Source organism: Pseudomonas machongensis (assembly GCF_034961125.1).
Lineage (GTDB): Bacteria > Pseudomonadota > Gammaproteobacteria > Pseudomonadales > Pseudomonadaceae > Aquipseudomonas > Aquipseudomonas machongensis.
Window position 1 is genome coordinate 1 of the sequence record NZ_JAYFUI010000033.1, and the last position, 15,477, is coordinate 15,477.

A 15,477-nucleotide genomic window follows, 5' to 3' on the forward strand; every position below is an offset into this window, starting at 1 on the left:
GCAAACGACCTGGCTCGCCTGGGATTGACGCGGATGACCTTGTAGCCAGCGCTCTGCAGAAAGCTCAGAACCTCACGTTCGTATCCGCCTGTCGCTTCCAGCAGGACGCGCTTGACCTTGAGACCTCGAAGGCTCTTCTCCAATACCTCGAAACCTGCCCGATCGTTGGTGACATTGATCTTGAGGCTCTGGGGACGGACCGCTATGTCCAGCGTGCGACTAGAAACATCGATACCCACAAAGGAAACCATCACCAAAATCTCCTAGACTCAACAGAGTGAGAGGACTTTGGCTTGGCCCACGCTTGTGATTCGAGATCAAGGCCGCATCCAACTGTTCGGGCTCTCGCCAAAGTGGAACGGTGAATGGCAGCTTGTGCTCCCACTCGTGCTCAAGGCACACGCGGCATTCAGCTTGCCATTCACCGCTCTCACTCCAGATTCTAATCCCCTATCAAGACACAAGCGGCGGTTCGCCGCTGCGACTTGCCCGCGAAGAGGCCAGCCTCATCCCAAGCGGAAATGCCCCACCATCCCCTTCAACTCATCCCCCAACTGCGCCAGCTCCACACTCGACCGCGCATTGTCCTGCATCGCCAGCGCCGCCTGATCCGCACTACCGCGAATCTGCGTGACGCTGCGGCTGATCTCCTCGGCCACCGAGCTTTGCTGCTCCGCTGCGGCAGCGATCTGCTGGTTCATCTGCTGGATCAGCGACACGGCCGAGGCGATGCTACCCAGGGCGCTTTCGGTGTGCAGCGCATCAGCCACGGCCATGCGCACCAGCTCGGTACTGCCACGAATCTGCGCCACCGATTGCTGGGCGTTGCCGCGCAGGCTGGCTACCAGGCGCTCGATCTCCTCGGTCGACTGCCGGGTACGCCGTGCCAAGGCCCGCACTTCGTCAGCCACTACGGCAAAACCACGGCCCTGCTCACCAGCGCGCGCGGCCTCGATCGCCGCGTTGAGCGCCAGCAGGTTGGTCTGCTCGGCGACGCTCTTGATCACCTCCAGCACATCGCCGATGGTGTGGATCTCGGCACTCAGGCTGTCGATACCGGCACTGGCAGTTTCCGCAGCCTCAGCCAACTGTTCGATGCGCTGCATGCTCTGGCGGACCACCTGCTGGCCGGACTCGACCTTGTCATCGGCATCCTGCGCCGCTTGTGCTGCCTCCTCGGCGTTGCGCGCCACATCGTGCACGGTCGCAGTCATCTGCTGCATCGCGGTGGCGACCTGTTCGGTCTCCTCCTTCTGGCTGCCTACCTCGCGGTTGGTCTGCTCGGTCACCGCCGACAGCGCCTGGGCATTGCCGGCCAGTTGTTCGATGCCCTGCTGCAATCCGCTCACGATACCTGACAGCCCCGCCGCCATCTGCTGCATGGCCAGGGTGAGTTGCCCCACCTCATCGCGACCTGCCACTTGCGCCTCGACCACCAGATCGCCAGCCGCGATGCGCTGGGCGCTGGCGATCACCCGTTTGAGCGGCCCGACCACGGCGCGCGTGATCAACCAGGCGGCAACGATGCCCACCAGCAACGCCAGGGCCGTGGCGATGGCGATGGCCAGCGCGTTGTGCAGCAGCTCCTGGCGCATGGCTTCCTGCTGCTCCGCATAGGCCTGGTCAACCCGGCTGGTGACCTGTTCGGCGCTGGCCTGCAACTGGGTCTTGGTACCCTGCTCCTTGGCCAGTTCGTCGGTGTATTCGTTGAGTTTGTCGGAGAAGGTGGCGATATGCCCGGCCACTTCGCCCAATACGCTCTGGTAACCGGAATCGGTGACGGCGGTCTTGAGCTGATCGACCAGATTCGCCGCCTCGACCGTCTGCGCGATGCGCCCGGCGGACACCGCCTCGTCCCCCTTGCGCCCCTGCTCCAGACGTACCCGCGCCTCGTCCATCGCCTGCAGCATCAGGCGCGAGACCTGGGCCACCTGCGCGGCCTGATCGAGAAACTCGCTGCCCTGCTGGCCCTGGGACTGCTTGAGGGTGTAGGCGCCATCGTCCGCCAGCCCGGCCTGCAGCACATCGAGGTTATTGGCGACGCTGGACACCGACCAGCCAGCCGTATCCAGCGCCAGCTCCTTGGCCTGCACGGCCTCGACGAAGGCATCGAAGGCCTGGCCATAGGCATTGAGGTCTGCCTCGCTCGCCGCCAGCGTCGGCAGGCTGCGCACACGTTCGACCAGCGTCTGCAAACCCGCGCGCAGGGCCTCGGCCTCCTTGATGTCAGAACGCAGGGCGAAGGCTTGCTCATGCTGGCGTAGACGCAGCAGGTCGGTATTGACCTCGCCCATCTGCCGCAGCCCGTCGAAGCGCTGGCCGATATTGTTCAGGGCGTACACACCGATGGCCGCCACCGCCAGGGTCAACAGCAGCACCAGGGCGAAGCCCAGGCCGAGTTTACGTGCCATGCCCAGATTGGACAGACTACCGCGCTTGGTCGCCCCCATCGCCGCTCCCCCTTGCCCATTCAGGTGTTCCCGAATACCAAGAGTGACAACCGTGTCGGCCGGCTCACAAGAGCTTGACGTCAGAATGGTGTCAAATAGCTATGACCCTGTCGTTTTCAGCTATCTGCAGGTCGCCCTGCATGTGCGAAGAAGGCCTGGGCACGGATGTCCTGCCCATACGCGACATTGATGCGTAGCCAGTCGCTGTCGGCTCCCTGGTGATCGAAAGCGCTGCCTGGGGTAAGCAACACCGAATGCTCCAGCGCCAGGTGATCGAGCCAGGCGAAATCCCGGCCCGGCACCCGCGCCCAGACGAACATGCCGCCATAAGGCTCGCAGAACACCTCCCAACCAAAGGCCTCCAACTGGCCCAGCAACTTGGCCATGTGCTGGGCCAGGCGCAGCCGCAAGCGCTGCACGCTCTTGCGATAGCTGCCGTTGGCGAGCATCTGCCCGACCACTTGCTCGACGAAGCGTGAAGTCCCGATGCCGGTCGCCATCTTCAACTGCGCCAGTTGGCCGATCAGCTCGGCGTCGGCGGCGATGTAGCCGACCCGCAGGGCACTGCTCAGGGTCTTGGAAAAGCTGCCCAGGTAGATCACCCGCTGTTCGCTGTCCAGCGTCGCCAGTCGCGTGGCCGGGCCGTCCTGGAAGTCTGCGTAGATGTCATCCTCGATGATCCGCAGATCATGCTCACGCGCCAGCTCCAGCAAGCGGTAGGCGGTCTTGGGGCTGAGACTGGTGCCGGTCGGGTTCTGGTAAAGGCTGTTGACGAACAGGCAACGCGGGCGGTGCTCGACCAGCAGTTGCTCGAGCGCCTGGACATCAGGGCCCGCAGGGGTGCGCGGCAACGGCAGCATGCGCACCTGATGCTGGCGCAGCAGGGTGAACAGGTTGTAGTAGCCGGGGCTTTCGACCACCACCGTATCGCCGGGCTTGAGCAGGGTCCGCACCAGCAAGTCAAGGCCATGGCTGCCGCCTTGGGTGGTGAGAATGCGTTCAGCAGCGGTGGGGATATCCAGCTGCGACAAGCGCTTGTGCAACTGCTGGCGCAGGCTGGCCAACCCCAGCGGCGAGCAATAGCGGAACAGGTCTTCGGGGTCGCCACGGCTGACCAGACGTATCGCCTGGGCCAGGGCATCACGGGCATGCCAGGCGGTGGGCAGCCAGCCACAACCGAGCTTGAGCAGGGTCTCGTGACCATCCCCGAACTGCCTCCAGCTGCCATCGATGGCATCGCCCCAGGCCATGGCATCCTCCTGGGCCAGCCCGGGCTTGCGCTCGGCGACGAAGAAGCCGGTGCCGTGGCGCGCCTCCAGCCAGCCGATGGCCACCAGACGGTCGTACGCATCGATCACACAGGATTGGCTGACCTCAAGGGTGCTGGCCAGGGTGCGAATCGACGGCAGCCGCGCACCGGGTCGCAGACGCTGTTGCTCGATCCAGGCTTGCAACTGGTCGGTCAGTTGCTGGACCAGAGGGATGGGACTGAGGCGATTAAGGGAAATGTGCATGGCAAAGTGTTTGCTGATTTTTGGGGAACAGTTAATCACAAATGCCGAGTCTGTGTGTCTTGTTGGCGCAGGGAGATGAATTCAATGTGGTTTCACCCACCCCTTCGTAGATGGATACCCCATGCCCGCCCGCCTGGCCTTTGCCCTGTGCCTGATCACCCTCGCCGTGAACCTGCAGGCCCCGCTCTACACCACGTACGCCGACCTGTCCGGATACGGCGCCGCCGCTACCGCTCTGGCATTTTCCAGCTATGTGCTGGGTGTGCTTCCCGTGCTGCTGGCCTTCGGCGGCTTGGCGGACCGGGTCGGCCGCCGCCCATTGATCATGGCCGCACTGCTACTGTCGATGCTGGCCACAACCCTCGTCCTGCTCGCACCCGGCCTCGAAACCCTCGCCCTGACCCGACTGCTGATGGGCGTCGGTACGGCCTTGGCGACCACCACCGCGACCGCCTACATGGGAGAACTGCTGGGCGGCGCCGACAGTACCCGGGCTGCCAACTGGGTAACCGCCAGCACCTCGTTAGGCTTCGGGCTGGGCGCGGCACTGACCAGTCTGTTCCTGTTGCGTGGCCCGACCCTGAGCCCGGGTAGCTTCTACCTGCAACTGCTGCTGGCCGCCGTCGCCCTATTGCTGGTGTGGCGCCTGCCTGACCGTCGTCCGACACAACGCAGCGCCATGCTGCGCCTGCCCTGCTATCCGCCCGGCAGCCTGCCGTACGGCCTGGCGATCCTGCTGGCCTGGGCCTGCACCGGGCTGGTCATCGCGCTGCTGCCAGGTGTACTGCGCCAGCACGGGCTGAGCGAGTGGTCGGGCTTCTCCACCTTCTGCGTAATCAGTTGCGGCGTGCTGTTCCAGCCGCTGGCTCGGCGCCTGGCAAGCGTGCGCGCCACTCTGCTCGGCCTGACGATCCTGCCGCTGAGCTATGCCCTGTTGGCCTGGGGTGCAGAAAACGGCAGGTTGGCAGCGGTACTGGCAGGTGCCGTGGCTGCCAGCAGCGCCTGTTATGGCTTCATCTACCTTGGCGGGCTGGCGGCGGTAAACACCCTCGCCGGCAACGAGAAGACCCGCGCCAGCGCCGGCTTCTTCCTGCTCGCTTATCTGGGTTTCAGCCTGCCGGTGATCTTCACCGGGCTGCTCAGTGATCGCCTCGGCTCGCGCATGGCGCTGGTGTTGTTCGGGATAGCCCTGTCAGTGGCCTGCGTTGCTGTTGCGAAAGCCCTCTACTCGCCTGGCAAGCGTACATGCAGAGCAAGTCGCCAGACGCTAAAGAATTAAATGTCTGCAGTGGTCAGCGCAAGAGAAATGAAGAAATGTCAAAAAGATTAAAAAAGTGTAATATTACAAAAATATGACGATGGCCTTTTGATACTAACAAGGATGTTTGTGAAGCGTTTTGATTGGGTTCGCTCGCGTTTTTTCCCCCACACCTTTGACCACTGCCGGACCACGTTGCACCTTCAGGCGGCACTTCCCACACCCACGCGTGAAGCACTCGCGCAAGTGATTGGCCAAGCCTCCATAGCCAAGCGTGTCAGCAAGCCATTGGAATGCTTGCACAGCAGGTTGTTCGTCAAACGCGAGCGTTTGGATTCACTGCGCAAGAAATGGCGAATCCAGCGTGGCGTTCGCAAGCGCAACGGCCTGTTCGACTGGAGCCTGGAGGAACTGATCAATACCCGAGAGGCTAATTTGCGGGGCGCTCGGGTCCCCAAGCTGAAGGGCTACGGCTACAGCCATAGTGCCCTTGGCCTGCCTGAGCACTTCTATTTGCTGATCGAACACCTGGAAGACCACATCGATGGGTACAACTGGGTGATGCAACAGCCTCAGCGAGTGAACGAGCTGATAGAAACCGCCTTCGAGCTGCTTCACTCGCTGCATGGCCGCGGCGTGAGCCACATGGATCTTTGGGCTGGAAACCTGATGCTGCCTGTTAAAGGCAACCAACCCGCACAGGCAGTCGATCTGGAAAACTGCTTTGTCACGCCAACGAACCACTTCACTGAAGTGCTAGCGTTCCAGATCGGCTTTTTCTATTACCGCCAGGTCTATCGTTTTATCACCGAGACCGAGTACGACGCGCTGGTGGAAGATGCCTTGAAGCGCTACTTCACCAACGTTCAGCGCGACCTATTCGACCGTATCTACGCCATTGCCAAGCATCAGGATGTCGGTCGACTGGAACGGCGCGACATCTTCCACAGCGGCAAATTGCAGGCACGCTGGTAGCGCATTCTCAAATCGCGAGCGCACCACCATCCACTACCAGGCTATGGCCGGTGGTGAACTTCGCCCCATCGCTGCACAGATAAAGCACTGCGCTGGCGATCTCCTCGACCTTGCCGATGCGCCCGACCGGGTGCATCGCTGCGGCGAACTCGGCCTTGCGCGGATCGGCCTCGTAGGCGCGACGGAACATGTCGGTGTCGATCACCGCCGGGCACACCGCGTTGACCCGAATCCCTTTCTTCGCATACTCGATGGCCGCCGACTTGGTCAGGCCGATCACCGCGTGCTTGGACGCAGCATAGATGCTCATCTTGGGGGCGGCGCCCAGCCCGGCGACCGACGCTGTGTTGACGATCGCACCGCCGCCTTGGGCCAGCAGCAACGGCAACTGGTATTTCATGCACAACCAGACGCCCTTGACGTTGACGGCCATGATCGCGTCGAACTCGGCCTCGCTACCCTCGGCCAGACGCCCCTTCTCGATCTCGATTCCGGCGTTGTTGTACGCGTAGTCCAGGCGACCATAGACGTCGATGATCTTCTCGTGCAGCTGGCGCACATCGCTGTCGCGGGTCACATCGCACGTCACGAACAACGCGTCACCACCGGCTTCGCGAATCAGTGCGACGGTTGCCTCGCCACCGGCCACGTCGAGGTCAGCCACCACCACCTTCAGCCCCTCGGCGGCAAATGCCTGGGCCGTGGCTCGGCCGATACCTGCCGCGCCGCCGGTGACTAGGGCGACCTGGCCGGAAAAAGTCATGCTCATCACAGGCTCCTGCTTCACAGAGATCAAGTAGAGACTGAGTCTAGTCAGAGCACCACCCGGCTGGGCAGCATCATCAGAAGCACGGTTGGACTACCATCGTTTGCAGTGATTGTGCGCTGCCAGCCAGATCATCGAGGTGGATTACCGGGCATTCGCCAACCCGGTCAACCTTGCCTGGCCAGGCTCGACGGTCTATCAACAGGCTTTGCCATCTACAGGGAGAGATACCATGACCCAGACCAACCGCCGCTTCCTGCTCGCCAAACGCCCCGTCGGTGCCGTGCGCCGCGAAGATTTCGACTACCAGCAGGGCCCCGCCGCAGCACCCACCGACGGCCAGATCCAAGTGCGCAACCTCTACCTGTCGTTGGACCCTGCCATGCGCGGCTGGATGAACGAAGGCAAGTCCTACATCCCGCCGGTGGGCCTGGGTGAGGTAATGCGCGCGCTGGGCGTCGGCGAAGTCGTCGCCTCCAAACATCCGGACTACAAGCCCGGCGACCATGTCAGCGGCGCCCTTGGCGTACAGGACTACTTCACCGGCACGCCCCAGGGGCTGCACAAGATCGACCCGCGCCTGGCACCCCTGCCCCGCTATCTGTCTGCGCTGGGCATGACCGGCATGACCGCCTACTTCGCCCTGCTCGACGTCGGCCAGCCGAAGGCGGGTGAGACCGTCGTCATTTCCGGCGCTGCCGGCGCCGTTGGCAGCATCGCCGGGCAGATCGCCAAGCTCAAGGGCTGCCACGTCGTGGGGATCGCCGGCGGCGCGCAGAAATGCCAGTACCTCAAGGATGAACTGGGCTTTGACGGTGTCATCGACTACAAGGCCGAAGATGTGCTCGCCGGCCTCAAGCGCGAATGCCCCAAGGGCGTGGATGTGTATTTCGACAACGTCGGTGGCGACATTCTCGACGCCGTGTTGAGCCGCCTGAACTTCAAGGCCCGCGTGGTGATCTGCGGCGCCATCAGCCAGTACAACAACAAGGAGGCGGTAAAAGGACCGGCCAACTACCTGTCGCTGCTGGTGAACCGCGCACGCATGGAAGGCTTCGTGGTGATGGACCACGTCAAGGAGTACGGCAAGGCTGCGCAGGAAATGGCTGGCTGGTTGGCCAGTGGCGAGGTCAAGAGCAAGGAGGATGTGGTCGAAGGCCTGGAGACCTTCCCGGAAACGCTGCTCAAGCTGTTCAGCGGGGAGAACTTCGGCAAGCTGGTGCTGAAGGTCTAAAGCGGATACAGCTAGCCGCTCCGTTTGGGAGCGGCCTTGTGCCGCGATGGGCTGCATGGCAGCCCTTGGGTCGAATCAGCCGCGAATCTCGGCCACCACCGACGCCAGCGCCAGTGCCGGATCCGCTGCCTGGCTGATCGGGCGGCCGATCACCAGGTAATCGGAGCCAGCGTCCAGCGCCTGGCGCGGTGTGAGGATACGGCGCTGATCATCCTGGGCGCTGCCAGCAGGACGGATGCCAGGCGTCACCAGTTGCAGCGTCGGGTGCGCAGCCTTCAGTGCCGGCGCTTCCAGCGCCGAGCACACCAGGCCATCCATACCGGCCTTCTGCGCCAACGCCGCCAGACGCAATACCTGCTCCTGTGGGTCGATATCCAGGCCGATGCCTGCCAGGTCCTCACGCTCCATGCTGGTCAGCACGGTGACACCGATCAGCAGCGGCTGCGGCCCGCTGCGCTTGGCCAGCTCTTCACGGCAGGCCGACATCATGCGCAGGCCGCCGGAGCAATGCACGTTGACCATCCACACGCCCATTTCGGCAGCGGCCTTGACCGCCATCGCCGTGGTGTTGGGGATGTCATGGAATTTCAGGTCGAGGAACACCTCGAAGCCCTTGGCGCAGAGGGTCTCGACGATGCCCGAGGCGCTGCTGGTGAACAGCTCCTTGCCGACCTTGACCCGGCACAGCGCCGGATCGAGCTGGTCAGCCAGCTTCAGGGCGGCCTCACGGGTAGGGAAATCGAGGGCGACGATCAGGGGCGTCTGGCAGGCGGACATGGTCAGGTCTCTTGGCAAGTCGTAAACGGCGCGCATTGTAAACGAAGTGGGGCGCGGTTTGGGGGCCGCAGATCCACTGGGTGGGCAGGCGATGGCCGAAGGCTATAATTGAACGGACAGACTGGATTGCCGGTCGAATGAAATGACACGCAACACATTAACGATCACAGGAGAATGACAATGCCTTGGTATGCCTGGCTGATACTCATCATAGCCCTCGGTTCGATCGTCGGTGGGTTGATGATGTTGCGTGATACGGCGAAGAAACTGCCCTTGACGGAGGAGCAGTTGAGGAAGGTTCATGAGAGGAATGCGGAGATGGATGCCAAGGAGGCGCGGGATCGCTGATTAATTTCCTCAACCGACCCGCTAATGCGGGCCGGTCGGGGCAGGTTCAGTCCACCATCAGCCTGTCACGGTTTCGCTCCAACAGCGCGCTGCCGATCCCCTTGACCTCCAACAACTCATCGACAGAGGTAAATGGGCCATGGGTTTCCCGGTACGCAGTGATAGCTTCCGCCTTGGCCGCGCCCACACCTGACAATTTTTCTTTCAAAGAAGCAGCATCAGCCTGATTGAGGTTCAGCTTCTCTTGAGTCGCGGCATGATGACTGGGTAAAACTATTTCTCCTGTCTTTTCCGACGGGGCAGTCGCCGCGAGGGTGGTCATGGACATACCGGCGAATAGAGGCAGGAATAGATAGCTAAGAATAGTGTTACGCATGATTGGAATCCTTTTTGATTAATCAGAGTACGACCCTCCCGGTCGCACGTGAACTGTAGAAGCAGCAGCCACGCACTGCAATCGCAATTCAGTTGCTCTTTTTGCCAGCTTATTTCACAGCACATTACCCCATACCAATCGACAGAACTTCATCCGTAGGAATAGTCCGCTGGCCGGGTAGGATTTTTCCCCACGACTCCTCCGACTCGTATAGAATCCTGTGCTTTTCAATGGATAGGATAGCCCCAATGGCGCGTACCCCAACCGGTCGGATCGACTTTCTTGACTACATGCGTGTGTTCGCATTTGCCAGCGTGCTTATCGGCCACCTTTTTTACCAAGACCTACTCGTCGCATCTGTCGATCCCAGCCTTCATGTGGCATTCCGGCAACTGGCACGTGCCCTCTACGATATCTGTTATGCCGGCGCCAGTGGTGTGATCGTTTTCTTTCTGGTCTCAGGCTATATCATCACGCATGTGATCAGGGCGGAAACCGCCACTGACTTCATCATTCGCCGTATATTTAGAATTTATCCACTATTTATTGTCGCTGTATTTTTAGAAATTGCAGCAGCGCGCTATGTAGGCGTTCCCTTTCCCGCTTTGACAGAAGTTTTGCCAAAACTACTACTACTGGGTGACTTCTTCGGCACACCCTACTCACTGGGTGGTGTTGAATGGACATTGCGGGTTGAAATACTGTTCTACATCTTTATGGTAGCGCTCAAATCCACCGGTATTCTCTCGCTGACTCGCTCACTACCCTTCATCTTCGTCGCATTAAGCGGGCTCCTGGCAGTGCTGGCGCCTTTCCCAGGCTGGGCCGGTTGGACCAATGGCTACTTCAATATGTTCTTCCCGTTTCTTCTGATTGGCGTACTTTTCTACCTCTCGGAACACGGCCTAGCGGGCAAGGTGACTTGCATGCTAGCGGGCACGGCAATTCTGGGCATTTCACTGCTACAGATACCTACCCTCAAACCCATGCTGGCCGACAGCAATTTCGAAATCCTGGCGCTGGCCCTGTTTGGCGGGGCCTGGCTTTTCAGGCATCAAATCAAAGGCAACTGGATCACTGCAAACCTTTCAGAGCTCACCTATTCGGTGTATTTGATCCACCTGTGGCTATGGCCATACCTGGAATACGCTGTCAACAAATTTGGTGTTTCTTTCCTGCCCAACCGCTTGCAACGCCTTGTCTTTCTCTTCATCGTTTGCCTGGTGCTGGCGAAGACCGTTGAAAAATACGGCGTCAAACTAGGGAGAGCTGTCAGCAAGAAAGCCATTTCCTTCAACCTGACGAAACCGATGAATAACGCCCCTTGAGAACCTACCAATAAAAAGCGAGGCGGAGTACGGTAATCGATCGCCGCCCTCGCCTCGCTTTTTTATTTTCCAGTCAGTGATCAGACTGGCTCTTTCAGCAAACGTAGCAAATATTGACCGTAGCCACTTTTGCCCAAAGCTGCAGAGAGTTTCATGAGCTGCTCCTCTCCAATCCACTTCTGTCGGAATGCAACCTCCTCAGGACAGGCCACCTTCAAACCTTGCCGGCGCTCCAAAGTGGCGATGTACTGACTGGCTTCAAGCAGGGAGTCATGGGTGCCGGTATCCAACCATGCGTATCCGCGTCGCATGATTTCAACCGACAGCTTCTTGCTCTCGAGATAGGTTCGGTTGACGTCGGTGATTTCCAACTCACCGCGCGCCGAGGGCTTGATACTCTTGGCGATATCGACAACGTCCCTGTCATAGAAATAGAGCCCGGTCACGGCGTAATTGGACTTGGGCAGCAGCGGCTTCTCTTCGAGACTGATCGCTTTACCAGCCTGGTCAAACTCCACAACGCCATAACGCTCAGGGTCATGGACATGGTAGGCAAAAACGGTCGCCCCTTTGTCACTGCTCATGGCATTGCCAAGCAATTTCGGGAAGTCGTGGCCATAGAAAATGTTGTCACCCAACACCAGCGCTGACAGGTCACCGCCGATGAAATCCTCACCAATGATGAAGGCTTGAGCCAACCCGTCAGGAGATGCTTGGACAGCATAGGAAATATTGACTCCCCACGCCTCGCCACTGCCTAACAACTGCTCGAAACGCGGCGTATCCTGGGGGGTGGAGATGATTAGAATGTCGCGTATCCCTGCCAGCATCAGCGTGGTCAGCGGATAGTAGATCATCGGTTTGTCATAGACCGGTAGCAGTTGCTTTGAAATCGCCAACGTAGCGGGATGCAGCCGCGTTCCCGAACCTCCGGCCAAAATGATTCCTTTGCGTTTCATCTCTTTATCTCACTCATTATCCCGCATCCGTGCAACACCCCCTCTTAGGGTACCGGTCGAACGCATTTGGTTAATCAATGTCAGCGCTTACGCCTGTGGCAGACGCCAACCTGCACCAACGTCCTGCGTGAATGCAGGATGCCCACTGCAATTAGCGCGGCAGGCATAGGGATCCATTGGCGCATCGAAAGGCGCGATTTATACAGCACGCCCACTGTAGTTCTTCTCAACCCAGTCACGGTAATTACCGGACTGCACGTTTTCGACCCACGGCTGATTGGCCAGATACCATTGAACCGTCTTACGAATACCTGTCTCGAATGTCTCAGCCGGTTTCCAACCAAGCTCGCGCTCCAATCGACGGGCATCGATGGCATAGCGGCGATCGTGCCCTGGGCGATCAGTTACGAAGCTGATCTGTTCGTTATAAGAGGTGCCGTCAGCACGTGGGCTCAACTCGTCGAGGAGCGCGCAGACACGCTGCACGATCTCGATATTAGGCTTCTCGTTCCACCCTCCGACGTTGTACACCTCACCTACCTGCCCGGCCTCCAGAACGCGACGAATCGCGCTGCAGTGGTCCTTAACGTAAAGCCAGTCGCGGATCTGCTGGCCATCGCCATACACTGGCAACGCCTTACCCGCCAAGGCATTGACGATCATTAGCGGGATCAGCTTCTCCGGGAAATGATAGGGGCCATAGTTGTTCGAGCAGTTGGTGGTGAGCACCGGCAAGCCATAGGTATGATGATACGAGCGCACCAAGTGATCGCTTGCCGCCTTGCTCGCCGAATACGGGCTGTTGGGTTCATAGCGGTGCGTCTCGGTGAAGGCGGCGGCATCGGGCGCCAGCGAGCCGTATACCTCATCGGTAGAGACGTGCAGGAAACGGAAGCCTTGTTTGGCCTCTGGTGAAAGATCTTTCCAATAGGCACGCACCTCTTCCAAAAGACGGAATGTGCCCACGATATTGGTCTGTATGAAATCCTCTGGTCCATGGATGGAACGATCAACATGGGACTCGGCGGCAAAATTGATAACCGCGCGGGGCTGATGTTCCGTCAGCAACTGCTTCACCAACTGGGAATCAGCAATATCGCCTCTTACGAAGACATGTCGGGTATTGCCTTGCAGGCTGGAAAGCGTATCCAAGTTACCCGCGTAGGTCAGCTTGTCGAGGTTGATTACGGTCTCTTCGTGTACATCGACCCAGTCGAGCACAAAGTTCGCGCCGATGAAGCCGGCACCGCCGGTTACAAGAATAGTCATGTCGATATCTTTTCTATTGATTAATTGAAGCTCACCACAAGCGTCGGACTTGTGTGGCCACGTCGATTACGGTTCGGAGCGACGCTGCTGGTAGACCCAATCGACAATCTCTCCGTCTGGCGTGTAACCGCTGACGGTCTCCCTCAGCAGCTGGCGCACACTGAGGAAATCGTCCGAATCCACCGACGCCACCAACATCGAGAGTCTTTGCTTGAGCACGTCCCACGCCAAGTAGTCTTCATGGGCACTCATGATCATCGGGTGCTGGGTAGAGACCACATTGTCGCCGATCAGCAACTCCTCATAGAGCTTCTCACCAGGCCGCAAGCCTGTGAATTCAACCGCAATGTCGCCGTGAGGGTTGGATTCGTCACGTACGCTCAGGCCAGACAGATGGATCATCTTTTCAGCAAGGGCGGCGATCTTTACCGGTTCGCCCATGTCGAGCACAAATACATCCCCACCCTGCCCCATGGAGCCCGCCTGAATCACCAATTGCGCAGCTTCCGGGATGGTCATGAAATAGCGGGTGATCTTGGGGTGGGTGACGGTGACAGGTCCACCCTCCTTGATTTGCTTGTGGAACAGTGGAATGACAGACCCGGAAGACCCCAGTACGTTACCGAAACGCACCATGGTGAAGCGGGTCTTGTTGACCCTGGCCACGTTTGCCGAATCGCTATAGAGGACCGGTGCCAACTCCCGGCTCAATGCCTGCAAGACCATTTCGGCCAGGCGTTTGGTGCTGCCCATAACATTGGTTGGGCGCACCGCCTTGTCCGTAGAGATCAACACGAAGTTGGCAACATTGGCCTGCAGCGCCGCCTGTGCTGTGTACAACGTGCCAATCACGTTGTTCAGAACGCCCTCGGCAATGTTGTGCTCGACCATGGGTACATGCTTGTAGGCTGCCGCATGGTAGACAGTCTCGACCTTCCACATGGACATGGTATCCAGCAAATGCTTCTGGCTACGCACCGAGCCCAAGAATGGCAGCACACGCACAGGCAACGCTTCACGCCTCACGCGCTGTTCGAGCTCGCCAAGAATGCTGTACAGGTTGAATTCACTGTGTTCGAACAACAACAGCGTAGTCGGCTTGAGGGACAGAATCTGGCGGCAAAGTTCCGAGCCAATCGATCCACCGGCCCCGGTCACCATGACCACCTTGCCAGTGATGCAATGGGCGAGCAGGTCGCTCTGCGCTGGAACCGCATCACGCCCAAGCAAGTCGGCGACATCAACCTCCTGAATGTCATCGACCTTGACCCGTCCACTGGCCAGGTCCATGAAGCCAGGAACACTGCGCACGTGCAGGGGGAAGCTCTCCAGATTGCCGAGGATTTCACGACGACGAGCACGGGAAACCGACGGCAGTGCCAACAAGATTTCCTGAACGCCGGTCATGTCGATCAGTTTCTGAATATCGTCAGCCCTGAACACCTGCAGCCCGGAAATGACACGATCGGCAATGCTCGGATCATCATCAATGAAAGCCACCGGGCGCATGACCCGCCCCATCCGCAATGCCGCTACCAATTGGTTACCGGCAGCGCCGGCACCATAGATGGCTACCTTCGGAAACCCGTCGTCACCCCTGACAAATGGCACGTGGCGTACCGCGAAGAACCAATCGCCAAGGAAATACTGGCGCATCGCCAAACGAAGGCCACCAATGATGATCAGACTCAACCACCAGTAGTTGAAAATGATCGAACGCGGGACAATATTGGCGTGATTGCTGTACCAAAAAACGACCAGTGTCAAGATCAACGATGACAGGCTAACGGCTTTGATGATTGCAATCAGCGCATCATTACCGAAGTACCGCATCACCGCTCGGTACATACCGAAGCGGATGAACAGAGGAATGGCCACCAGTGGCGCACAGACAAAGAGCCAGAAGTGCTCTTTGATTGGATCGTCCATTTCTCCAAGACCCAGGCGCACCACGAATGCAAGCCAGAGCGCAACCCAGACTAGTATAACGTCGGTTGCAACCTGGATCAGCCTCTTCTGCCGACGCGACAACTCCAGCAGCGTTGTGCGAATCCTGCTCCTACCGCTTTCAAACACCTTTGGGCTCTCCTGATACCTGACCGCCTCGGTAACGCCGAAACGGTGATCCTGAACACATAACAAAACAGCTTGTTAATTTAACACATCCCGTCGCATCGCCGCTGACAACCGGATATGAGGCACAAGAAGTAACAAGGGCCGACA

14 protein-coding genes and 1 pseudogene are annotated in these 15,477 nt (G+C 59.3%); 5 read left to right on the plus strand and 10 right to left on the minus strand.

Annotation, left to right across the window (positions count from 1 at the left end; all coding sequences use genetic code 11):
- The 4 genes and pseudogenes from VA602_RS00570 to VA602_RS00580 all read right to left on the minus strand — a co-directional run.
- On the minus strand, nt 1–251 hold a 251-nt coding region (locus tag VA602_RS00570; protein WP_323452175.1), incomplete at its 3' end, for an IS110 family transposase.
- Between the two features lie 255 nt (nt 252–506).
- On the minus strand, nt 507–1,382 hold the full coding sequence (locus VA602_RS26690) for a methyl-accepting chemotaxis protein (RefSeq protein WP_371264443.1): 876 nt from the start codon (nt 1,380–1,382) through the stop codon (nt 507–509).
- Nucleotides 1,371–2,450: pseudogene (locus tag VA602_RS26695) on the minus strand (HAMP domain-containing protein); the annotation flags it as partial. The pseudogene VA602_RS26695 and the gene VA602_RS26690, both read right to left, overlap by 12 nt.
- Before the next feature lie 116 nt (nt 2,451–2,566).
- Complete coding sequence (locus VA602_RS00580) at nt 2,567–3,964, minus strand: aminotransferase-like domain-containing protein (RefSeq protein WP_323452177.1); 1,398 nt, start codon at nt 3,962–3,964, stop codon at nt 2,567–2,569.
- 121 nt (nt 3,965–4,085) lie between these two features.
- Between VA602_RS00580 and VA602_RS00585 the strand changes: the two genes are divergently transcribed.
- Nucleotides 4,086–5,243, plus strand: coding sequence for an MFS transporter (locus VA602_RS00585; protein ID WP_323452178.1), 1,158 nt, complete (start codon nt 4,086–4,088; stop codon nt 5,241–5,243).
- 102 nt (nt 5,244–5,345) lie between these two features.
- Complete coding sequence (locus tag VA602_RS00590; protein WP_407682485.1) at nt 5,346–6,197, plus strand: lipopolysaccharide kinase InaA family protein; 852 nt, start codon at nt 5,346–5,348, stop codon at nt 6,195–6,197.
- Nucleotides 6,198–6,204: 7 nt separating this feature from the next.
- Here the strand turns inward: VA602_RS00590 and VA602_RS00595 are convergent, their stop codons facing one another.
- Nucleotides 6,205–6,966, minus strand: coding sequence for an SDR family oxidoreductase (locus VA602_RS00595; RefSeq protein ID WP_323452180.1), 762 nt, complete (start codon nt 6,964–6,966; stop codon nt 6,205–6,207).
- A 229-nt stretch (nt 6,967–7,195) separates the two neighbouring features.
- Here VA602_RS00595 and VA602_RS00600 point away from each other — a divergent pair, with 229 nt between their 5' ends.
- Nucleotides 7,196–8,197 carry an NADP-dependent oxidoreductase gene (locus tag VA602_RS00600; RefSeq protein ID WP_323452181.1) on the plus strand — a complete coding sequence of 334 codons (1,002 nt, stop codon included), beginning with the start codon at nt 7,196–7,198 and terminating at the stop codon, nt 8,195–8,197.
- Nucleotides 8,198–8,272: 75 nt separating this feature from the next.
- Here the strand turns inward: VA602_RS00600 and pyrF are convergent, their stop codons facing one another.
- Nucleotides 8,273–8,974, minus strand: a complete 702-nt coding sequence (gene pyrF / locus VA602_RS00605) for an orotidine-5'-phosphate decarboxylase (protein WP_323452182.1) — start codon at nt 8,972–8,974, stop codon at nt 8,273–8,275.
- 180 nt (nt 8,975–9,154) lie between these two features.
- Here pyrF and VA602_RS00610 point away from each other — a divergent pair, with 180 nt between their 5' ends.
- Complete coding sequence (locus VA602_RS00610; RefSeq protein WP_323452183.1) at nt 9,155–9,322, plus strand: DUF2897 family protein; 168 nt, start codon at nt 9,155–9,157, stop codon at nt 9,320–9,322.
- 46 nt (nt 9,323–9,368) lie between these two features.
- Here the strand turns inward: VA602_RS00610 and VA602_RS00615 are convergent, their stop codons facing one another.
- A complete protein-coding gene (locus VA602_RS00615) occupies nt 9,369–9,698 on the minus strand; it encodes a ComEA family DNA-binding protein (RefSeq protein ID WP_323452184.1) in 330 nt (109 codons plus the stop codon).
- A 248-nt stretch (nt 9,699–9,946) separates the two neighbouring features.
- On the opposite strand from VA602_RS00615, the gene VA602_RS00620 reads away from it, so the two are divergent.
- Nucleotides 9,947–11,026: an acyltransferase family protein gene (locus tag VA602_RS00620; protein ID WP_323452185.1), complete on the plus strand. Its 1,080-nt coding sequence runs from the start codon at nt 9,947–9,949 to the stop codon at nt 11,024–11,026.
- 80 nt (nt 11,027–11,106) lie between these two features.
- Here the strand turns inward: VA602_RS00620 and rfbA are convergent, their stop codons facing one another.
- The 3 genes from rfbA to VA602_RS00635 all read right to left on the minus strand — a co-directional run bounded on the left by rfbA (nt 11,107) and on the right by VA602_RS00635 (nt 15,330).
- Nucleotides 11,107–11,985, minus strand: coding sequence for a glucose-1-phosphate thymidylyltransferase RfbA (gene rfbA, locus VA602_RS00625; protein WP_323452186.1), 879 nt, complete (start codon nt 11,983–11,985; stop codon nt 11,107–11,109).
- Nucleotides 11,986–12,183: 198 nt separating this feature from the next.
- Entirely contained in the window at nt 12,184–13,254 is a 1,071-nt protein-coding gene (rfbB, locus tag VA602_RS00630) for a dTDP-glucose 4,6-dehydratase (protein WP_323452187.1), read from the minus strand.
- A 66-nt stretch (nt 13,255–13,320) separates the two neighbouring features.
- Nucleotides 13,321–15,330 (minus strand): polysaccharide biosynthesis protein, encoded by a 2,010-nt coding sequence (locus VA602_RS00635; RefSeq protein ID WP_323452188.1) that lies wholly within the window; start codon nt 15,328–15,330, stop codon nt 13,321–13,323.
- Nucleotides 15,331–15,477: the final 147 nt, after the last annotated feature.